Here is a 22,874-nt window from a genome sequence, read left to right as displayed (position 1 = left end):
TCTGCGACCCGGTGATCGTCAATACTCAGACAATTATCGAGCGATTGGCAAGGGTCGGCGCCGGCCCTGTGCCGGTCAGGCCGCGCAGTTGTTGCGGATGAAGTCGGCGTGGCCCGGCATCTGGTCCGCGCAGGTGCGCATCACGCTCCTGATCTCGGCGAGACGGGCGCGCGTCTCCTCCAGACTCAGGACCTCGGCCACAGGATCGAACCGTTCGGGCGTCAGGCCCTGGCCGGTCATGACGGCGAACCAGCTGGTGTCGTTGAACAGCTCGTCGTCCTCGCGGAAGATCCGGCCGGTTGTTTTGAAGAGCCGGTATTTCTCCTTCAGGCTCTCGGGCACATCCATGGTGCGGACCTGATCCCAGAACGGCGTGTCGTCGCGTTCGGTGGCGTTGTAATGCAGCACGATGAAGTCGCGGACCTGTTCGACTTCCCGCTTCGTCATGCGGTTGAAGCGGTCGATGTCGGCCTGGGGGAAGGTCCTGTCGGGGAACATCTGCAGCAGTTTGGCGATGCCGCTCTGGATCAGATGGATGCTGGTCGACTCGAGCGGCTCGATGAAGCCGGAGGACAGGCCGATGGCGACGCAGTTCTTCACCCAGGCCTGTTTGCGCCGCCCGGTGACGAAACGCAGCATGCGCGGATCGGCCAGGGGTTTGCCGTCGAGATTGGCCAGCAGGGTCGCCGCCGCCTCGTCGTCTGAGATGTGGTCGCTGGAGTAGACGTAGCCGTTGCCGATCCGGTGCTGCAGCGGGATCCGCCACTGCCAGCCGGCGTCGCGCGCCGTGGAGCGGGTGTAGGGCGTGAAGGCCGGCGCGCTTTCGCACGGCACGGCCACCGCCCGGTCGCAGGGCAGCCAGTGGGTCCAGTCCTCGTAGCCGGCCTTCAGCGTCTGTTCGATCAGCAGGCCGCGGAAACCGGAGCAGTCGATGAACAGTTCGCCCTCGAGGCGCTCTCCGCTCTCCAGGACCACGGCCTCGATGAAGCCGTCGGTCGACCGCTGCTCGACGCTGACGATCTTGCCTTCCTGGCGGCGGACGCCCCGCGCCTCGGCGAAGTCGCGAAGGAAGCGGGCGTAGAGGCCGGCGTCGAAATGGAAGGCGTAGGCGATGCTCGACAGCGGCGACGGGCCGGCGTCGATGGAGCGCATGAAGCGGTTCTCCTTCGCCGCCAGCGCCTGCAGCGAATAGGCGTCGACGGAGTGGGTGTCGCCCAGCTGATGCAGCCGCTGCCAGTAGGCGTGGAAGGAGACGCCTTCCATGTCGACGCCATAGGGGCCGAACGGATGGAAATAGACGTGCCCCTTGCGGCCCCAGTCGACGAACTGGATGCCCAGTTTGAAGCTGCCCTGGGTGCGGCGCAGGAATTCGTTCTCGTCCAGACCGAGCATGCGGTTGAAGATGCCGATCTGGGGAATGGTGGCCTCGCCGACGCCGACGATCCCGATCTCGTCGGACTCGACGAGGACGATCTCGGCGTAGTTCGGGCCCAGAAGCTTGCCCAGGGCGGCGGCCGTCATCCAGCCGGCGGTTCCGCCCCCGACGATGACGATCTTCCGGATGCGGGTATCGGACACGGCGGACTCCTCAGGCGGCCGCGACGTGGCGGGCGATGGTTTCGGATTGCAGCGGCATGGCCTCGGCGACGGCGCGCACATGGGCGCGCGTCTCTTCCAGCAGGCGGACCAGGTCGGCCTCGGGCAGGGCGTCGACCAGCGGATCGTAGGTTTCGGGCGTCACCTTCTGGCCGAGCATGACGGCCAGCCAGCTGGACTCGGCGAACAGTTCGTCCTCGTGCCGGAAGAAGCGGCCGCTGTGCCGGAACAGGTCCATACGGCGCTGCAGGGATTCGGGGACTTCCATCGCGCGGCAGGCGTCCCACAGCGGCTCGCCGACCCGGCCGTTGGCCTTGTAGTGCAGGATGATGAAGTCGCGGACCTGCTCGATCTGCATATTGGTCAGGCGATTGTATTCGGCGATGTTGCGCGGGTCGAAGCCGCGGTCCGGGAACATGGCCAGCAGTTTGGTGATCCCGGCCTGGATCATGTGGATGCTGGTCGACTCGATGGGCTCGAGGAAACCCGAGGCCAGACCCAGGGCGACGCAGTTCTTGACCCAGGCCTGTTTGCGGCGTCCGGCGCGGAAGCTCAGCTTCCAGGGCTCGGCCAGCGGCGCCCCGTCGAGGTTGGCCATCAGGGTCGCGGCCGCCTCGTCATCCGAGATGTGGGCGCTGGAATAGACATAGCCGTTGCCGATGCGGTGCTGCAGCGGGATGCGCCACTGCCACCCGGCCCTGCGCGCGGTGGCGCGGGTGTAGGGCGTCAGGGGCCCGTCGCCATGGGCGCACGGGACGGCCACGGCGCGGTCGCAGGGCAGCCAGTGGTTCCAGTCCTCGAATCCGGCCTTCAGGGTCTGTTCGATCAGCAGGCCGCGGAAACCGGTGCAGTCGATGAACAGGTCGCCCTCGACGGGGTCGCCGTGCTCCATGACCACGGACTTGATGAAGCCGGTGCCGCCATGCTGTTCGACGCCGGTCACCTTGCCCTCGCGCCTTATGACGCCGCGCGCTTCGGAATATTTGCGCAGGTAGCCGGCGTAGAGGGCGGCGTCGAAATGATAGGCCCAGACCATGCGGGTGACCGGCGACCCGGCATCCCCCGGGCCGAAGCGGTTGAGCCAGGCCGCCGTCTCGCAAAGATTGTATTCGCCGAAGGCTCCGGCCTTCCCCTGATCATGCAGCTTGCGCCATATCTGGTGGAATTTGACGCCGTCGATGTCCCCCCCGAACGCGCCGAACGGGTGCATGTATCGATCGGTCGGCGAGGTCCATCCGACGAAGTCGATGCCGAGTTTGAAGGCGCCCCGGGTCTGTTTGACGAAGTCGGCCTCGTCGATCCCGAGCATGGCGTTGAACGTCCGGATCGGCGGGATGGTGGCCTCGCCGACGCCCACGGTCGCGATGCTGTCGGACTCGACAAGCGTGATCTGCGTCACTCCGTTGGCGCGCAATCGCGAGAGGGCCGCGGCGGCCATCCAGCCCGCCGTTCCGCCTCCCACGACAACGATGTTCCGAATCGGATTCGACGCCATTCCACTTCCCCACCGAGCGCGATCTCCGCCGCGTCTCACTCGACAATCACCTTGCAGAACAGCGAAATCAACGGGCTTGCGCACTGCCGAATGCTGAGATACGTTCATTACTCAGACATTTCACCGCTACACAATGGTAGCGCTAACACAAAGAAATGCTGAGCAGGGGAGGTTCAAGGCCATGCGTTTTACCACGCCACGCGTCCGTCCTGAGATCGCCAGGAGCTCAATGCTCAGAGGGGGCGCATCGCTTATCGCTTTCGCCGCCGTCATGGCTGCGACCCCGGCGTTCGCACAGGATCAGACGCCGCAGACGGACGCCACCGAGGTCGACGAGGTCGTCGTAACCGGCATCCGGGGAAGCCTGCGCAGCAGCCAGACGATCAAGCGGGACGCCGAGGTCTTCGTCGACTCGATCACCTCCGAGGATATCGGCGCCCTGCCGGACCGCTCGGTGACGGAGGCGCTTCAGCGCGTGCCCGGCGTGGCCATCGACCGTTTCGCCGCCGGCGTCGATCCGGATCACTTCTCGGTTGAAGGCTCGGGCGTCGTCGTTCGCGGCCTGACCTTCGTCCGCTCCGAGCTGAACGGGCGGGACACCTTCACCGCCAACAACGGCCGGGCCCTGAGCTTCGCGGACGTTCCGCCCGAGCTGATGGCCGGCGTCGACGTGTTCAAGAACCCGTCGGCCGACATGATCGAGGGCGGCATCGCCGGCACGGTCAACCTGCGCACGCGCGTGCCCTTCGACTCGCCCGGTCGGGTCATCGCCTTCTCGACCGAGGCCAGCTACGGCGACTTCGCCGAGAAATGGGCCCCGACCTTCTCGGGCCTGATCAGCGACCGCTGGGACACCGAGGCCGGTGAATTCGGCCTGTTGCTGAACGCGGTCTATTCGCAGCTGCTCTCGCGCGGCGACGGGCAGCAGATCTCCAACTACGGGCCGCGGACGCTCTATTCGAACGGCGACGTCGTCTCCAGCCCGGGCGCGACGGCCGTCGGACCCGTGTGGTTCCCGCGCGGCGCCGCCTTCCGCTCGCAGTCCTTCGACCGTGAACGTCGCGGCTATGCGGCCGCCGGCCAGTGGCGCAGCAACGACCGGACCATGATCGCGACGGCGCAGTTCCTGCGCTCCGACGCGAGCCAGGCCTGGACCGAGCACGCGATGGAAATCGCCACCGACAACGTGACCAACAACGGCGACTCCCAGGCGCAGCAGGGCACGACCCTGACCTTCGGCCCGGACGGCCTGTTCACCAACGGCATCATCACCGGCACCACCGGCTGGCGCGCCGACCAGAACGGACCGGATCCCCGCACGCCGATCAACGGCCTGCAGAGCAACAACATCCGCCGCGACGTGAACCAGAACGCGGTCACCACCGACTACGGCCTGAACTTCAAGTGGCGGGCGACCGACCGTCTGGGCCTCACGTTCGACTACCAGCACGTCGACTCGACCGTCGATGTCCTCGACGCCGGCATGTGGAACACCACCTACCAGAACGCCTCGATCGACATTAACGGCAGCGACATTCCGGTCGTCACCTTCCTGCCGCCGTTCCTGAACGGCACGCCTTGCGCTGGACCGCCGACGGCGGCCTGCCCCGGCTACTACCGCGGCGCCAACAACAATTTCTCGTCGCCGTACAACAGCTTCCCGCGGTCGGCCATGGATCACAAGGAGGCCAGCGAGGGCAAGCTCGACGCCTTCCGGGTCGACGCGGACTACAGCTTCGAGGACGGCTGGATCCGCTCGCTGCGGTTCGGCGGACGCTTCGCCAAACGGGACCAGACGACGCGGTTCAGCACCTATAACTGGGGCGTCCTGTCCGAACAGTGGGGCGACAACGGCCCCGTGTGGCTGAGCGACCTGGTCGACGGCGTGCCGAACGCCGGCGGCGCGCCCGGCACGGTCGGATTCAATCCGATGGACTACAACGCGCCCTTCTCGTTCGACAACTTCATGCGCGGCGAGGTTCCCACCCCGACCGGAGACCAGCCCCGCCTGTTCTTCAACCGCAACATCATCGACCAGTACCAGGACTACGCCGCCTACGGCCTGGCCATCGGCGACGAATGGCGCGCGCGTCTGAACGGCGCGGGCTGCCCGCAGAACTGGGTGCCGCTGGCGTTGCGATGCAATGCGGACGCCGACGGCTTCCTGCGCCAGGAAATCAATCCGATGCAGGAGGAGACCGCCTCCGGCTACATGATGATGCGGTTCGGCAACGAGCTCTCCAACGGCTGGAACCTGAGCGGCAACGTCGGCCTGCGGTACGTCACCACCGATCGCGCGGCGCAGGGCTTCCAGGCCTTCAACCTGGTCACCTTCCCGGATGAGGCGACCTGCGCCATCCCGGTGCCGCCGCCCCAGCAGCCGGTGCCGTTCTGCACGCTGGCTCCCAGCGTCCGGGCCGAGGCTCGCGCCTTCGCGAACGGCGCCGTCATCGCGACCGATGCGGAGACGTCGTTCGACTACTGGCTGCCCAGCTTCAATGCGAAGCTTGAAGTCGGCAACGGCTGGCAGTTCCGCTTCGGCTTCTCGCAGGCCATCACGCCGCCTGACATCGGCCTGACCCGGAACTACTACAACATCGCCCTGTCGGCGAACCAGCAGGACATCGTCAACGGACGTCCCACGGGGCGGTTCGCGGTCGGCAATCCGTATCTGAAGCCGATCACCTCGACGAACTGGGACGCCTCGGCGGAGTGGTATTTCGCCGCCGTGGGCCAGCTGACGCTCTCGCTCTTCTACAAGGAGCTGGACGACGTCATCACCAACGGCACCGAGCGGCTGTCCTTCACCAACAACGGGGCGACCTTCGACTCGGTGGTGACGACGCCGGTCAACTCGGAAGACACCGGGACCGTGAAGGGCTTCGAGCTGGCCTACCAGCAGACGTATGACTTCCTGCCGGATCCGTTCGACGGCCTCGGGATCAGCGCCAACTACACCTACATCGACTCCTCGGGCGTCGCCCAGAGCACGCTGTCGTCGACCGATCCCGATGTGGCCGCCGGTCGTGTCGCCAATATCGACACCAGCCTGCTGCCGCTTCAGAATCTCTCCGAGCACACGGTCAACTTCGCCGGGTTCTACGAGAAGGGACGGCTTTCGGCCCGCCTCGCCTACACCTGGCGGTCCGAGTTCCTGATCACGCCCCGGGACGTCATCGTTCCCTTCGCGCCGATCATGAACGAGGACACGGGCCAGCTGGACGGCTCGATCTTCTACACCGTCAACGACAACTGGAAGATCGGCATGCAGGCGGTCAATCTGACCAATGAGCTGACCCGCACGTCCCAGGTCCTGAACAACGACCTGCTTCGGGCGCCGCGCTCCTGGTTCATGAACGACCGTCGCTTCACCCTGATCGCCCGGGCGACGTTCTAGGTGTCTCCGCCTTCAGGGGCGCGCCGCACGCCGGCGCGCCCCTGATTTTTTCGAGGACCGATGCTTACTCGTCGACAGACCCTCGCTATCGCCGCCGGCAGTCTCGCCGCCGCCTGTTCCGGCCTGCCGGCCAGGGCAGGGACGGAAAGCCTGCAGCAGCTCGCCGCCCGGTCGGGCCGCCGCTTCGGCAGCGCGGTCGGAGCGGGACGGGCGTTGACGGCGTCGCTGGCGGACGCCGGCTATCGCGACCTGCTGATCCGGGAATGCGGTCTGCTGGTGCCCGAGAACGAACTGAAATGGTACGCGCTCCGCCCCGATGCGGAGACCTTCAACTATGCGCCGGCCGACAGCATCGCGGATTTCGCGCGCGAGCACGGCATGGGCGCGCGCGGCCACACCCTGCTGTGGCATCACCCGCGATGGTTCCCGGCCTGGGCCGAAGGGCATGACTACGGCCCGCGTCCGGCCTCGACGGTAGAGCGGATGCTGGTCGATCACATCGAGGCGGTGGTGGGCCGCTATGGCGCGCTGATCGATTCCTGGGACGTCGTGAACGAGGCGGTCGACGCGGATACGGGAGCTCTGCGCGAAACCCCGTTCTCGAGCCGGATGGGCGGGCCGGAGGCCGTCATGGACCTGGCCTTCCGCACGGCCCGCGCCGCCGCCCCCGGGGCCCAGCTGGTCTACAACGACTACATGAGTTGGGAAGCCGGGCACGAGACGCATCAGGCCGGCGTCCTGCGACTGCTCGAGGGTTTCAGGGCGCGCGGCGTTCCGGTGGATGCGCTCGGCGTCCAGAGTCATATCGGCTCGGGCAATACCGACGACTCCGAGGGTTTCGACACGGCGCGCGAGGACAACTGGCGCCGCTTCCTCGATACGGTCGTGGGCATGGGCTACGATCTGGTGATCACCGAGTTCGACGTCCACGACAAGAATCTGCCGCCCGATCCCGCCCTGCGCGACGCGGCCGTGGCCGAGCTCGGAGGCCGCTACCTGGACCTGATGCTGTCCTATCCGCAGATGGGCGACGTGATGTGCTGGGGTCTCTGCGACCGCTATACCTGGCTTCAGAACACCTGGCTGCGCGCCGATCGCCTGCCCAAGCGTCCGACGCCGTACGACGCCGACTATCGCGCCAAGCCGCTGCGGGGCGCGATCGCTGAGGCCCTGCGGAAAGCCCCTCCAAGAGCGGCCTGAAGCGGCGGATATTGCCCAATGAGAACGTTCGCAGGATAGATATCGACCTAGCCGGGCCTCCGTCCGGGAACCGCTCCGAGGACCGCATGATCCGTTCGTCTCTGCGCATTTCCGCTCTCGCCCTGGCCGTCGCCCTCGGGGGCTCCGCCGCCTGGGCCCAGTCCGCCGCGCCCGCGGTCCCGGAAGCTGCGCGGGCCCATCCGGAGCTCTGGCCCCGCGCGGCCTCGCCGGCGGCCATGACCGACAGCCGGACCGAGGCCTTCGTCGCCGGTCTGATGGCCCGGATGACGCTGGAGGAGAAGGTCGGCCAGCTCATCCAGGCCGACATCTCCACGATCACGCCGGATGACATGCTGACCTATCCGCTGGGCTCCATCCTGGCGGGCGGCAGTTCGGGGCCGTGGGGCGACGACAAGGCGTCCGCCGACCGGTGGCTGGCGCTTGCGCGGGCCTTCCGCGAGACCAACGCCCGGCGCGGCGGGACGGTGATCCCGCTGATCTACGGCATCGACGCCGTGCACGGTCATAACAACATTCCCGGCGCCACCCTGTTTCCGCACAACATCGGACTGGGGGCGGCGCGCGATCCGGACCTGATCCGCCGCATCGGCGAGGCGACGGCGCTGGAGGTGGCGGCGACCGGCGCCGACTGGACGTTCGGGCCGACCCTGGCCGTGCCGCGCGACGACCGCTGGGGCCGCGCCTACGAGGGTTATGCGGAAGACCCCGAGGTGCAGCGGTCCTATGCGGGCCCGATGACCCTCGGCCTGCAGGGCGAGCTGAGCGCCGACCGGCCGTTGGCGCCGGGCCGGATCGCCGGATCGGCTAAACATTTCCTCGCCGACGGCGGCACCTTCGAGGGCGTGGACCAGGGCGATTTCCGCGGCACGGAGCAGGAACTGATCGACACTCATCTGGGCGGCTACGTCCAGGCGATCGACGCGGGCGTGCTGTCGATCATGGCCAGCTTCTCAGGCTGGAACGGGGTCAAGCATTCGGGCAATCCGACGTTGCTGATCGACGTGCTGCGCGGCCCGCTGGGCTTCGACGGCTTCGTGGTCTCCGACTGGAACGCCCACGGTCAATTGCCCGGCTGTTCGAACGAGAGCTGCGCCCTGGCGATCAACGCCGGCATCGACATGCTGATGGCGCCGGACAGTTGGAAACCTCTTTACGCCAGCACCCTGGCCCAGGCGCGTTCAGGCGAGATTCCAGCGGCGCGGCTGGACGAAGCCGTGCGCCGCATCCTGATCGCCAAGGTCAAGACCGGCCTGTTCGAGACCGCCCGTCCGTACGAGGGCCGGTTCGAGGTCCTGGCCTCGCCCGAACACCGCGCCCTGGCGCGTGAAGCGGTGCGCAAGTCGCTTGTGCTGCTGAAGAACGAGAATTCGGTCCTGCCGATCCGCGCCGGGGCGCGGGTGCTGGTGGCCGGCGCGGCGGCCGACGACATCGGCCAGGCGGCCGGAGGCTGGACCCTGAGCTGGCAGGGCACCGGCAACACCAATGCCGACTTCCCGCAGGGGCAGTCGATCCGCGCCGGCCTCGAGGCGGCGGTGCGCGAGGCCGGCGGGACCGCCAGTTTCGCGGCCGACGGCGCCTTCGGCGAAAAGCCGGACGTCGCCATCGTCGTCTTCGGCGAGACCCCCTATGCGGAATTCCAGGGCGATCTGGACAACCTCGACTTCGCGCCCGGCGAGCCGCTGGAGATGCTGCGCCGGTTCAAGACGGCGGGGATACCGACCGTCGCCGTCTTCCTGTCCGGCCGCCCGATGTGGACCAACCCCGAGATCAACGCCTCGGACGCCTTCGTCGCCGCCTGGCTGCCGGGGGCGGAGGGCGGCGGGATCGCCGACGTGCTGATCGGGGATGGCGAAGGACGGCCGCGTCACGACTTCACCGGCCGGCTCTCGTTCAGCTGGCCCGGGGACGCGGCGGGCGCGCCGTTGAACCGGGGCGACCCGGGCTATGATCCGCAGTTCGCCTATGGCTACGGCCTCAGCTATGCGGCGCCCGCCCCGGTGGGGATGCTTTCGGAAGAGAGCGGCGTATCCGGCGAGGCCTCGAACATCGACCGCTATTTCGTCGACGGCCGGTTCGTGGCCCCCTGGGGTCTGGTGCTGCGCGACGCCGGGGGAGAACTGCGGCTCGGTGGCGAGGCCCGCGGGGAAAGCCCCCGCCGCGGCGTGACCGCCGCCCCCGCTGACGGGGAGGCCCAGGAAACGGCGCGCGCCCTGACCTTCGCCAACGGCGGCGGCGAGGCCGCCATTACCGGCCCGGTGGTCGATCTGGGTCGCCAGACCAACGGCGAACTGACCATCGCCTTCCGGTATCGCGTCGACGCCCGGCCCACGGCGTCGGTGGCCCTGGTTCTGGGAGGCGGCCGGGTGGACCTGACCCCGGTGTTCGCCGCCGCCCCAATGGGCGAATGGAGGACCGCCACGGTGCGCCTGTCCTGTCTGCGGGATGCGGGAGCCGACGTCGGGGCGCTCGACCAGCCCTGGGGCTTGGCGACGCGGGGCGCCTTCGCCGTCACGGTCGAGGCGATCCGGCTGCAGCCGAACAGCGGCGACACGGCCTGCCCCGCTTCAGGGGCCGGCGCCGGCGGGAAATAGGAACGATGTCGATGCGCGGGATGCGGCGAGCCCTGCAGGGTCTGGCGATCGTTGGAACGATGGTCCTGACGTCGCCGGCCGAGGCCCGGGAAGCCCCGCGTCTCGCCGCCATCTTCGCCGACCACGCCGTGCTGCAGCGCGACCGCCCGATCTCCGTCTGGGGAACCGGGGCGGCGGGCGCCCGGCTGACGGTCGACCTGGGCGGTCAGACCGTCCGGACGACGGCCGGGGCCGACGGCCGCTGGCGCGCCCTGCTTCCGGCGCGCGGCGCAGGCGGGCCCTTCACGCTCAAGGTCGTCGACGCCGACGGCGCGGGGGACGAGGCCGGAGACGTGCTGGTCGGCGATGTCTGGCTGTGTTCGGGCCAGTCGAACATGGAACTGCAGGTCAGCAGGACGCTGAACGGACCCAGCGTGATCGGTTCGGCGAACGACCCGGCCCTGCGGCTGCTGACCGTCGCCAAGGATTTCGATCCCGCGCCCCAGGCGGAGTTCCGCAACCCGGTGTCATGGGCTCCCGCGGGACCCGAGGCGGTCGGGAATTTCTCGGCGACCTGCTATTATTTCGGCCATGACCTGCGGCGCGACCACGAGGTCCCGATGGGGCTGATCAACGCCAGCTGGGGCGGCTCGAACATCGAGACCTGGATGAGCGGGGAGGCGCTTGAGCGGGCGGGGGAGGGCCGGCGGCTGTCCATCCTGTCGCGGCTCGCGAGCGATCCCGTCGCCGCACAGGCCGACTGGGGCGGGCAGTGGCAGGCGTGGTGGGGCGGACAGGCGAGCGACACGCCCTGGTCGCCCGCCGACGCCGGTCCCTGGACCGCCGTCCCCGCCATGGCGCCGTGGGAGCGCTGGGGCGTGCCTGAACTGGCCGTCTACAACGGCATGGTCTGGTTCCGGCTGGATATCGATCTGACGGCGGCGCAGGCGGGGGAGGCGCGGACCCTGTCGCTGGGCAATGTCGACGAGGCGGACCAGACCTGGATCAACGGCGTGGCCGTGGGGGCCTCGGGCTCCGGCGACCGTCTCTATCAACTGCCGCGCGGCCTGCTGAAGGCCGGCTCGAACACCATCGTCGTCAACGCCTATGACACCTGGGAAGTCGGCGGCCTGTACGGGCCGGCGGAGAAACGGGCGCTGATCCTCGCGAACGGGGAGTCCGTGCCGCTGGACCCGGCGGGCTGGCGCTACCGCGCGGCCACGAATGTGGGGATCGCGCCGCCGCGCGCGCCCTGGTCCTCGACATCCGGCCTCACCACCATCGGCAACGCCATGATCGCGCCGCTCCACGACTACGGCCTGAAGGGAGCCCTCTGGTACCAGGGCGAGTCCAACACCGGCGAGGGTCTGCGCTACCGCGACCTGCTGGCGGGACTGATGGCCGACTGGCGCGCGCGGTTCGGCGCGGAAGACCTGCCGTTCCTCATCGTCCAGCTGGCCAATTTCGGACCGCCGCCGACGGCGCCGGGTCCTTCGGGCTGGGCCGAGCTGCGCGAGAGTCAGCGGCGGGCGGTGGCGGCGGACGATCACGCCGGACTGGCCGTGGCGATCGATCTCGGCGACCGCTGGGACATCCACCCGGCGCAGAAGCAGGAGCTGGGGCGGCGGCTGGCGCGCGCGGCGCGCCACGTCGTTTATGGCGATCCGGCGCCGCCTTCGGGGCCGACGCCGACTTCGGTCGAGCGGATCGGAGACGAGATCGTGATCGCCTTCGCCGATGTCACGGGCGAACTGAGGACGCTCAGCGGCGCGCAGATTGTGGGCCTCGAGCTGTGCGTCACCGGTGACGACTGCCGCTATGCCGCCGCGACGGCCTCGGGTCGCACGGTGCGGATTCCGGCGCAGGCCGGCGAGCAGATCGGCGAGGTGCGGTTCTGCTGGGCGGATAGTCCGGTCTGCAACCTCTATGACGCCGCGGGTCTGCCGGCGGGCCCGTTCCGCGAACGGGTCGGCTTCCGGAGCCTGCCCGGGTCGGATTGACCCCTAGCGACCGGCCGGGGCCGAGGTCTCGGCCAGGGCCATCTCGAACGGCGCGGCGGGCGGGGTCGCGCCCGGGAGGCGGCGGCGGGGCTGGATCTGCATCACCAGGGTGCGCCCGCCGTTGACGATCCGGTTGCGCGTGCGCTGCGGCGCGCCGGGCTGTTCGGCGGCGGCGAGTTGCAGGGGCAGGGCGATGCGGCCGTCATCCAGGGCGTACAGCAGCTGATACCGGTCGGCGACCGCGGCGAGCGGCGTCAGGTCGGCCCGCTTGTTGTCCAGCACCAGGGTCCGTTCGCCGGCCCGCGCCAGCAACACGGCGTGCTGTTCGCGATCGACGGAGTCCCAGACCACGGCGATGCGCAGGTCCGCGGCGGCGAAGCCCAGCTGGCGCAGCGCGAAATATTTGGCGGTGGCGAAATCCTCGCAATCGCCGCCGCGCTCCAGCATCTCGCGGGGGGTGGCCCAATAGTCGGCCTGGGCCCAGTTGTCGGTGTCGGCGACATAGGTCAGGGCGTTCACCTGGCGGTTGACGGCCTTCAGTTGGCGGACGTCCGGGCGCGCGCTGAGCTTGTCGAGCTTGCGGCTCCATTCCGCCGCCTGGCAGCCGGGCGCCGTGGTCTTGGCCGCGGGCTTGCACGCGGGGGCTGCGGGACGCGGCGCGGCGTCCTCGGCCGCCATGCGGGCGGTCATCGCCGCCCAGCGCGGGGCGACCATGGCGGTCCCCCCGCCCGTTGACGCGAAGGCGAGGTCCAGCGCGGCTTCGGCGTCGTGGGCGCTGGCCGGAAGGGCGGCGCACAGCATGGCCGCTGCGGCGAACACTGTGATCCTGAAGCCCTGGCGCATGAAGTAAATCCCGGTCGTTTGACTGACCGGAAGCTTCGCAGCGGGGCTTTAAGGACACGCTCAACAGAGGTGGTTAAAATATTAAGAACGACAGAATAGTTATGAAACCATATATAAAGCTTAATCAATCGATTTAACTATTCAAGCATTGCATGCGACTCAATTGAGGCGCGAAGGGTGAAATCAAATAGTTCCGGGCAGGATGTAGGTAGAAAACCCTAGGGAATGCCGGGCGTGTCTGGGCTCCATCAATATATGGGGTAAAACGATCGTGGTTAACCGCAATATGTGGGGCTGGCCTCCCTAAAATATTGCGGTTATATCTGTCGGCGGTCGGGTAGGCAGCCTCGGGCGGCGCGCCGTCCAGCTCCCGGGGGGACTATGAAATTGACGCGCCTATTCGCGCCGGCGACGGCCGCGACAATCCTGGCCATGAGCGGTCTGCTCCTGACCGCTGTGAACGCCCATGCGCAAGTGGCCCGCGCGCCCCAGGTCGATCCCGGGCGGATCGACGAGCGTCTGCGCGACCGTCGCGAGCTGCCGCCGGTTTCGCCCGTCGAGGTGCCCCTGCTTCCGCAGCAGGAGGCGGGACCGGAGACGAGCCTGTCGGTGACCTTGCGCGAAGTCCGGTTCGAGGGCGCGACGGCGGTCCCGATCGAAACGCTCAATGCGATCGCGCAGCCCTATCTCGATCGCGAGATGCCGTTGTCAGGCGTGTTCCAGCTCGCCGAGGCCGTCACGGCCGAATACCGCCGCCGGGGCATGGTGCTGTCCCGCGCCGTGGTGTCGCCGCAGCGGATCGAGAACGGCGTGGTCACCATCCAGGTGCTCGAAGGCTATATCTCCACCGTGACCATAGAGGGCGACGCGGGCGGCTATCGCCCCTTCCTCGAACAGTACACGGCGCCTGTCACTGCATCGCGCCCGGCAGACGGACGCGTTCTGTCGCGGGCCCTGCTGCTGGCGCGCGACCTGAAGGGCCTCGATATCCGTTCGGTCGTCACGCCCTCGGCCACCCTGCCGGGCGCGGCCGACCTGAGCCTGGTCGTCGAGCGCAAGCCGGTCGACGCGTTCTTCGCCGTCGATAACCGCGGCTCCCGCTGGCTGGGCCCGCTTCAGTTCTACGGCGGCGTGACCTTCAACGACGGCCTCGGCTTCGGCGAGAGCATCGCCGCCGCCTTTGTCGCCGCGCCTGCCGATGGCGAGCTCGGCTACGTCTCGCTGGACTATGACCAGCCGCTGGGCGGATCGGGTCTGCGCTTCAACGGCTTCTTCAGCTACACCCGCACCGAGCCGGGAGAGGAACTGGGCATCCTCGGCATCGAGGGCGAGAGCACGACGGCCGGCTTCGGCTTCGAATATCCCCTCATTCGCAGCCGCGAACTGAATGTGATCGGCCGCACCACCTTCACCGTGCGCAACGCCGAGTCCAGCAACACCCTGGTCGATCCGATCTTCGAGGACCGCCTGCGGACGCTCACCGCCGATATCGGGGGCAACTACGCCGATCCCTGGGGCGGACTGAACAGCGCCCGCCTGGGGATGGTGACCGGCTTCAGCATTTTCGACGGCACCGTCCTGGCCGACCGCGACAAGTCCCGCGCCACCGGCACCGGCGTCTTTATCCGGCTCAATTTCGAGATGTCCCGCGTCCAGCACCTCGCGGGCGGCGTCTATGTCCAGGCGGCGTTGGCGGGGCAATGGAGTTCCGACAGCCTGCTGGCCTCCGAGGAGTTCGGCCTCGGCGGCTCCTACTTCGGCCGCGCCTTCGATCCGTCCGAGATCACCGGCGACGAGGGCCTCGCCGGCAAGATCGAACTGTTCAAGACCATCTCTCTCGACGGCGTGTCGTCGATCGAGCCCTACCTCTTCTATGAGACCGGCTTCGTGCGTCAGATCGATCCGCTGCCGGCCGAATCCCGACGGGACACCCTCGGCTCCGGCGGCGTCGGCGTGCGGATCGCCGCCGACGACAACTGGGCCGCCTCCCTCGAATACTCCCAACCCTTCGAAAGGGACGTGGCGTCCCAGGGCGACCGCGACGCCCGCGTATTCTTCTCGATATCTGCCGCCTTCTAAGGCTCGGAAAAAACTGCGCCCGCCCCGGGCGAAAACGGGGCCCTGGAGACGACCATGAGCAAGCGCACCAACCTCCGCACCGCCCCCGCCGTTCGCCGCAGGTCCGTACTGATGGCCACGGCGGCGGCCGTCGCCCTGGTCGGCTTGCCGATCGGCCCCGCATGGGCCGATCAGGACGTGGCCTCGCCGAATGGCGGGTCCGCCGCCGTCGGCGGACCAGAGCGGTCGCGCGGCGAGGATCTCGCGCGCGGGCCCCAGGGATCGGCGCGGATCCCGCGCCGCGAAAGCGTCGCACGCGTGCCCTACACGGCCCCGACGCCCCTGCCGGCCGTCGCTCGCGACGCCCTGCCCCGGGATCCCAACGTCGTCGCCGGCGGCGCGACCTTCGCCGAGGACGGTTCGCGCCTTGACGTCACCCAGTCCACGGATCGCGTGGTCATCGACTGGCGCAGCTTCGACATCGGCCAGGGTTCCGAGGTCAATTTCTTCCAGCCCGGCACAACCTCGATCGCGGTCAACCGCATCTCCGAGGGCGGCCTGCCCAGTCAGATCCAGGGCATCCTGCGCGCCAACGGCACGGTGGTGATCCTCAATCCGAACGGCGTGATCTTCTCGGCGACCTCGCGCGTCGACGTCGGCGGCCTTGTCGCCTCGACCGGCCGCACGGACGTGGGCCAGTTCATGGCCGGTTCGAACCGACTGGAGTTCACCGGCGCGACCTCGGGCGAGATCCTGATGGGCGGCTCCATCAACATCGCCGACGCCGGCCTGGCGGCCTTCGTCGCTCCCCATGTGCGTAACGACGGGGTCATCAACGCCCGCCTCGGCCGGGTCGCGCTCGCCTCGGGCGAGACCTTCACCCTCGACCTCGCCGGCGACCGGCTGATCGAGCTGGGCCTCGGTTCCAGTTCGCCGCTGGTCGAGAATTTCGGATCCATCCTGGTGGACGGCGGACGGGTTCAGCTCAGCGCCGTGGCCGCCGGCGCGGTGGTCGACCAGGTGATCAACGCCGGAGGTCTCATCTCCGTCGCCTCGGCCCGCGCCGAGGGCGGAACGATCGTGCTGGAGGGCGCCAACGGCGGCGTGACCGTCAGCGGCGAACTGAACGCCTCGGGAGCGACCGGCGGGGGCGACATCACCCTGGGCGGCGCGAACATCCAGACCACGGCGGGCTCGCTCCTCCGCGCCGACGCCGTGGACGCCGGCGACGGCGGCTCGATCGTGGCGATCGCAGACGGCAAGGGCTCCTACGCAGGCGCCCTGTCGGCGCGGGGCGGCGCGAACGGCGGAGACGGCGGCTTCATCGAAACCTCCGGCAAGACCGTCAGCCTCGACGCCGGACTGCGCGTGGACACGACGGCGGTCAACGGCGTGAACGGATCATGGTCGATCGATCCGGAAGATCTGGTGATCGGCGCCGGCGAGGCCGCGGCCGTGGTCGCCAGCCTGTCCACCACCAATGTCGTGCTGCAGGCGCAGAACTCGATCACGATCGACAGCCTGATCAACAGCTCGGCCCAGTCCAACGCCAACACCCTGTCCCTCAATGACGAGGGCGGCGTCGCCGGCCTGACCGTCAACCTGAACGCGGCGATCCGCCTTGGCGTCAACCAGCGCCTGCTGGGCCAGGCCACGCAGGTCAACGTCCGCAACGGCGGCGTCATCCAGAATGCGGTGGACGTGGCCCTGGCGAACGCCGGGATTCTGATCAGCGCCGGGGACTATGTCGGCGGGACGATCATCAACAAGAACGGTCTGACCCTGACCGGCGAGGCGGGCGCCCGGATCGTCATGCCGGAGACGCCCGAACTCAACGGCGTGACCATCGCCGCCGACAATGTGACCGTCCAGGGCCTTGAGATCGTCGGCCCGGCGTCCGCCCAGTCCTATCTGACCTATGGCTGGTCGGGCATCACCCGTGGCATCTTCGCGATGAACGGCGCCGACAACTTCACCATCGCGAACAACAACATCCACGGCGTCCGCACCGGCATCCTGGTCGATGGCCGCAACGCCGGCGGCTCGATCACCGGCAATATCATCGACAACACCAAGAGCGGGATCTCGGTCCAGTACACGGACGCAGGCCTGCTCAACGCCGAAGGTTTCGCGGTCAATATCGCGGGCAACAGTCAGGGTCCGTTCGGCAACGAATGGGGCTTCAACTTCCACCTGAACGGCCACCAGACCCCGGGCGGTCTCGTCGGCAACGCCGTCAAGATCGCGCCCACCGCCTCTATGGCGGTGCAACAGGCCCTGCTGGCCGTGTCGGCGGCCAACGGCGGCATGTCGGCCCAGGACCAGGGGTATAATTTCTCCAACCGGACCTCGGTCAATGTCGGCGTCGGCGGCAACGACGCCAACCAGGGCAGCGCCCTGGGCCAACTGGCCACGATCCAGGCCGGCATCAACGCCGTGGTCACCGGCGGCAGGGTCAATGTCGGCGCCGGCACCTTCGTCCAGCCGACCGGCTCGCCGGCCTATCTGTGGGTCAACAAGTCGGTCGAGATCGCCGGCGCGGGCCAGGGTCTGACCATCATCGACGCGCGCGGCGCCTCGACCTACGGCATCCGCGTCCAGGCCGACAACGTCAACCTGCACGACTTCACCCTGTGGGGCGTGGCGGCCGCCGGCAACACCTACGGCATCAAGGTCGAGCCGCTGCAGACCGGCCCGAGCGATCCGAACGCCCGCCTGTTCAATTTCGCGCTCAGCAACGTCACCATCCAGGGCTCGGGCAAGACCGAACTCGACCTGAACGGCGTCATCGGCGCGACGATCGCCAACGTCACGGCCAACGGCATGGCCGTCGGCGGGTCGACGATCACGGCCGGCAACGGCATCTCCATCACCGACAGCGCCAACATCACCCTGACGGGCGTGACCACGCTCAACAACGGCTGGGGCGGCCTGGCGCTGTACCAGACGAACAGGACCTTCAACCAGCAGGTCGACAATATCTCGGTCGACGCCTCGAACACCTTCAACGAGGCCAACGGAATCTATCTCGAGGATCAATCCGACGGCGGCGGCCTCAGCGTCGTCGGCGGCGTCGGTCTCGACTACGGCGCCCTCAGCATCGCCGGCTACGACTACATCGTGAATGACCGGAGCAATCCGGCCGACATCTACACCTGGTTCCAACGCGACCAGGCCAGCGCCTTCAACTGGCTGGGCCTGACGGGCCGGGCGGCGACCGGTTCGATCGAGGGCTGGAACGGCTCCGGCGGGAACAACGTCTTCTCCGTCGGCGTGATCGGCGGAACCGCCATGTCGATCAACTCGGCCATCCGCGCGGCGCGCAGCGGCGCGATCATCAACGTCGGCGCGGGGACCTACGGACAGGCGCTCGATATCGACAAGTCGCTGTCGATCCTCGGCGCCGGCGCCGGCCTGACGATCATCCAGCCGACGGCGCTGCTGGCGACGGGCGTGGGCCACAAGTACGACGCCAACATGAATGTGTCGGTCTTCGTCCACGGCGCGAGCAATGTGATCCTGGACGGCCTGACCATCGACGGCAACAACCTGGCCGGCAACGCCGGGGTGTTCTGGTCGAACGCCTCGGGCGAGCTGCGCAACTCCCACATCACCAATGTGCGGCCCTTCAGCGGGCTCCAGACCGGTCATGGTCTGGCGGTCGACGCCACAGCCGGCAACACCACCAACCTGCTGGTCTCCAATGTCCTGTTCGACAACTGGAACAAGAACGCCATCGACGCCGTCACCGGCCAGGGCGCGACCAACAACGGCGGGACCATCAACCTGACGATCCAGGGCTCGACCTTCACCGGCCGCGGCGCGACCGGGACCATAGCCCAGAACGGCGTCGTGCTGTGGGAGCGTGGCGGCGGCGTGGTCAACGGGACCATCAACAACAGCACCTTCTCGAACATCGAATACACCGGCTCCAACGCCACGGCTTCCGGCCTGCTGGTCTATGGTTCGCCGAACGGCCAGACCTCGGTGCACGGCACGAGCTTCTCCGGGGTGCAGACCTATCTCGCCCTGGACGGCGGCACGCTGAACGAGCTGAACGCCACGGGGAACGTCTTCGACGGCGTCGCCGCCGACACGGCCACCCTGGCGCAGCTGTTCGCCATCGAGGACCGCATCAGTCACGGCGTCGATCTCGCCGGCGCAGGCCTGATCCGCATCAAGGCCGGCCAGGTGTTCGTCACCACCGGCGCCGGTTCGGGCGCCATCAACCGGGGCCTCGCCCTGGCCTCGACGGGCAACACCGTCAATGTGGCCGCGGGCACCTATGCGGACACCGTCCAGATCTCCAGGGGCGTCACCCTCGCCGGCGCCGGCATCGGCCAGACCAATCTGACCGGCGGCATTCTGATGTCGGGCTCGTTCAGCGATCTGACGCTGAGAGGCTTCACCGTCACCGGCAACGCGGGCGGCAATTTTGTCGTCCAGGGCGGCCAGATCACCAACCTGACCGTCGACGGCGTGCGCATCGACGCCCAGAACGTCACGGGCCGCCACGGCTTCGGCAGCGGCCAGTACGGCGGCGCGATCTCGATCACCAACTCCCAGTTCGCCAACATCGACGGCTGGGTGGTGTTCGACACCCGCAGCGGCGCGGGCGCCGGAGGCGGCACGCAGATCGCCAGCGGCGTGTTCTCGAACAACATCATCGACAACTCGAACGGCAGCATCGCCTTCCGCCAGCAGACCGGGGCCTTCGCCTATCCGAATATCGTCATCGCCAACAATACGGTGACCAACGTCGGCAACTCGACCAACTCGTTCGGCGGCGTCTTCAAGGTGTTCAACGGCAATACCGTCGACTTCACCGGCAACAGCGTCAGCGACGTCGGGACCAGCGGCTTCAACCCGGCGGGCGAGGCGGCCTACGGCGCGGTGCTTATCACCCGCGACGTCCAGCAGCTGAACATCATCGGCAACACCTTCACCAACAACAACCAGGTCCTGGCGATCGAGCCGGGACGCGGCCTGTCGACCAACACCTTCCTGGCGGGCAACACCTTCACCAACAACCGCTACGGCATCTACATGCCGAACAACGCCCTGGCGGGCGGCGCGGTCACCTTCGGGGCCGGCAACAACTTCATCGCCGGCGCCAACACGCTGCAGCACATCGTCTGGCGCAGCGCCGCGGGCCTCGACCTGACCGGCGTGGCCTTCAACGGCAAGCTGGGCTCGGCGATGAGCCTCGCGGAACTGTTCGACGTCGAGGACCTGATCAGCCACGGCACCGACGTCGCCGGGCGGGGCCTGGCCCGGGTCAAGGCTGGCCAGGTCTTCGTCACCACCGGCTCGGCCTCGGTCCAGCGCGGGGTCAATGTCGCCAGCACGGGCGACACCGTCCATGTCGAGGCGGGGACCTATACGCTTCCCGGCGAACTGAGCATCACCCGCAGCGTCAGCCTCGTGGGCGCCGGCGTGGGCGGCACCATCTTCAACTCCCAGTCGGCCGGCTACGGCATCTTCGCGGCGGCTGACAACGTGACGCTGAGCGGCTTCACCTTCAACGGCAATCCGACCGGCAGCTACGGCATCAAGGTCCAGCCCAACTCGGGCGCGGCGGGCGCCCGCGTTCATGATTTCGCCATCACCAACGTCGCCATCAACGGCACGCGCCGCACCGGTCTGGACCTCAACGGCGTCGTCGGCGCCGTCATCGACGGGGTCACCGTGACCGGCTCCATCGCGGGCAACGGCATCTCGATCACCGACTCGGCCGACGTGACCGTGCGCAACACCACCACCTCGGGCAACGCCTGGGGCGGGCTGGCGCTCTACCAGGCCAACCGCTTCTACAACCAGCAGGTCAGCGACATCGTGGTCGAGGCCAGCAACGTCTTCGGCGAGGTGCGGGGCCTCTACACCCAGGACGAGTCGGCCCTGTTCGGCTTCGGCTCGCTGACCCTGCTGGGCTTCGACTTCACCGTCCGCAACGACGTCTTCCAGGCGGACGCCGCCGGATACACCTTCTACAAGGCCACCCTGCAGGACGCGCTGAACTACGGCGTCGCCCTCGGCGCGGCGGGCAGCTACGTCCAGGGCTGGGACGGCAGCCAGGGCGACAACCACTTCTATGTCGGCGCGGGCAATGCGGGCGCGGGCCAGCAATTCCTGTCGATCCAGACCGCCTTCGACAAGTCGTCGACCGGGTCGTTGATCGACATCGCGTCCGGCGCCTATGGCGGCGTCGCCACCCTGGCCGGTCAACGCGACCTGCGCTTCGGCGTGGTGGAGCTGGGCGGGCTCAACCTGACTTCGGGCGCTGCGGGAACGATCATCTCGGGCGACGTCACCGCGACCGGAGGCCTCGACTTCGACGGCGCGATCGTGCTGGGCGGCGACACCCGTCTGGCGGCGGCCGGCGACATCAGCCTGATCGGCGTCGACGGCCAGCACGCGCTGGCGGTCGAGGGTCAGGGCCAGGTCTATGTCGGCCAGGCCGGCGCCTCGGTCGCGCTGGCCTCGCTCTCCGTGCTGGGCTCGGACATCGTCCTGCGCGGCGCGACCACCACCGGCGGCCAGTCCTTCGCCGGCGACACCGTGCTGCTGTGGGGCGGCTTCGACGCCGGCGGCAACGTCATCGTCAGCGGCCCGGCGACCCTGGGCGGCGACACGGTCATCGACAGCGACGGCGACATCCAGCTGGGTTCCGTCGACGGCGAGTACAACCTGTCGCTCAATGCGACCGGCGCAGTGGACGTCGGCGCGATCGGCGCGGCGGAGGCGCTGAATGGCCTCAACGTGCTGGGCGCCGCCATCACCTCGCACGGCGCGACCACCCAGGCCGCGCAGAGCTGGAACGCGACGACGGTCGGCCTGTCCGGCGCCTATGCCGCGGGCGGGGACATCACCGTCAACGGGGCGGCCAACCTGAACGGCTCGACCAGCCTGACCAGCGACGACTATGTCGCCCTCGGCTCGGTCGACGGCGCTCACGACCTGACGGTCGAGGCCGCCAACTCGGTGAGCGTGGGTCAGATCGGCGGAACCACGGCCCTTGTCGACCTGGTCATCGAGGCCGGCCAGATCACCGCAGCCGGCGCCCGGACCACGGGCAGCCAGATGTTCTCCGGCGCCCGCGTCGGCCTCTCCGGCGCCTTCATCGCCGGCGGCGATTTCACGGTCGACGGCGACACGGATCTGAACGGCGATGTCGTGATCGACGGCGACGACGTCACCCTGGCGTCGGTCGACGGCGGCCATGACCTGTCGGTCGAGGCGGACGGCGCGGTGAGCCTCGGCGCCCTGGGTTCGACCACCGCTCTCGCCTCGCTCGACGTCTCCGGCGTCTCGATCTCGTCGAACGGCGCAGCGACTACCGGCGACCAGAGCTTCCGGGCCGCTTCGATTGGTCTGTCGGGCGGTTACATGGTCGGCGGCGACTTCACGGCCGACGGCGCCACGAACCTGACCGGCGACGTCGCCATCGACGGCGATGACGTCACCCTGGCCTCGGTCGACGGCGCTCACGACCTGTCGGTCGATGCGGACGGCGCGGTCAGCCTCGGGGCGGCGGGTTCGACCACCGCCCTGGCGTCGCTCGACGTCTCCGGCGCCTCGATCGCGTCGAACGGCGCAGCGACAACCGGATCGCAGACCTTCCAGGCGGCTTCGATCGGTCTCTCCGGCGGTTACATGGCCGGCGGCGACTTCACGGCCGACGGCGCCACGAATCT

General features: G+C 68.5%; 9 protein-coding genes. 6 read left to right on the top strand and 3 right to left on the bottom strand.

Features of this window, described 5'->3' with window-relative positions; all coding sequences use genetic code 11:
- Positions 1–75: 75 nt before the first annotated feature.
- Positions 76–1,578 (bottom strand): tryptophan halogenase family protein, encoded by a 1,503-nt coding sequence (locus V6M42_RS04895; RefSeq protein WP_332677539.1) that lies wholly within the window; start codon positions 1,576–1,578, stop codon positions 76–78.
- Positions 1,579–1,588: 10 nt separating this feature from the next.
- Positions 1,589–3,091, bottom strand: coding sequence for a tryptophan halogenase family protein (locus tag V6M42_RS04890; protein ID WP_332677537.1), 1,503 nt, complete (start codon positions 3,089–3,091; stop codon positions 1,589–1,591).
- Positions 3,092–3,362: 271 nt separating this feature from the next.
- On the opposite strand from V6M42_RS04890, the gene V6M42_RS04885 reads away from it, so the two are divergent.
- The 4 genes from V6M42_RS04885 to V6M42_RS04870 all read left to right on the top strand — a co-directional run bounded on the left by V6M42_RS04885 (position 3,363) and on the right by V6M42_RS04870 (position 12,279).
- Positions 3,363–6,488 carry a TonB-dependent receptor gene (locus V6M42_RS04885; protein WP_332677535.1) on the top strand — a complete coding sequence of 1,042 codons (3,126 nt, stop codon included), beginning with the start codon at positions 3,363–3,365 and terminating at the stop codon, positions 6,486–6,488.
- Positions 6,489–6,548: 60 nt separating this feature from the next.
- On the top strand, positions 6,549–7,688 hold the full coding sequence (locus V6M42_RS04880) for an endo-1,4-beta-xylanase (RefSeq protein ID WP_332677533.1): 1,140 nt from the start codon (positions 6,549–6,551) through the stop codon (positions 7,686–7,688).
- Positions 7,689–7,774: 86 nt separating this feature from the next.
- On the top strand, positions 7,775–10,300 hold the full coding sequence (locus V6M42_RS04875) for a glycoside hydrolase family 3 protein (protein ID WP_332677531.1): 2,526 nt from the start codon (positions 7,775–7,777) through the stop codon (positions 10,298–10,300).
- A 20-nt stretch (positions 10,301–10,320) separates the two neighbouring features.
- Positions 10,321–12,279: a sialate O-acetylesterase gene (locus V6M42_RS04870; protein WP_332677529.1), complete on the top strand. Its 1,959-nt coding sequence runs from the start codon at positions 10,321–10,323 to the stop codon at positions 12,277–12,279.
- A 3-nt stretch (positions 12,280–12,282) separates the two neighbouring features.
- Here V6M42_RS04870 and V6M42_RS04865 read toward each other — a convergent pair whose 3' ends face one another.
- On the bottom strand, positions 12,283–13,122 hold the full coding sequence (locus V6M42_RS04865) for a transglutaminase-like cysteine peptidase (RefSeq protein WP_332677527.1): 840 nt from the start codon (positions 13,120–13,122) through the stop codon (positions 12,283–12,285).
- Positions 13,123–13,554: 432 nt separating this feature from the next.
- Between V6M42_RS04865 and V6M42_RS04860 the strand changes: the two genes are divergently transcribed.
- Both V6M42_RS04860 and V6M42_RS04855 read left to right on the top strand, forming a co-directional pair.
- Positions 13,555–15,201: a ShlB/FhaC/HecB family hemolysin secretion/activation protein gene (locus V6M42_RS04860; protein WP_332677525.1), complete on the top strand. Its 1,647-nt coding sequence runs from the start codon at positions 13,555–13,557 to the stop codon at positions 15,199–15,201.
- A gap of 54 nt (positions 15,202–15,255) precedes the next feature.
- On the top strand, positions 15,256–22,874 hold a 7,619-nt coding region (locus V6M42_RS04855; RefSeq protein ID WP_332677523.1), incomplete at its 3' end, for a two-partner secretion domain-containing protein.

The sequence above is a fragment of the Brevundimonas sp. genome (assembly GCF_036677305.1).
Classification (GTDB): Bacteria; Pseudomonadota; Alphaproteobacteria; order Caulobacterales; family Caulobacteraceae; genus Brevundimonas.
Note: the sequence above shows the minus strand (reverse complement) of the source record. Positions and strands in the feature narration are given on the sequence as shown.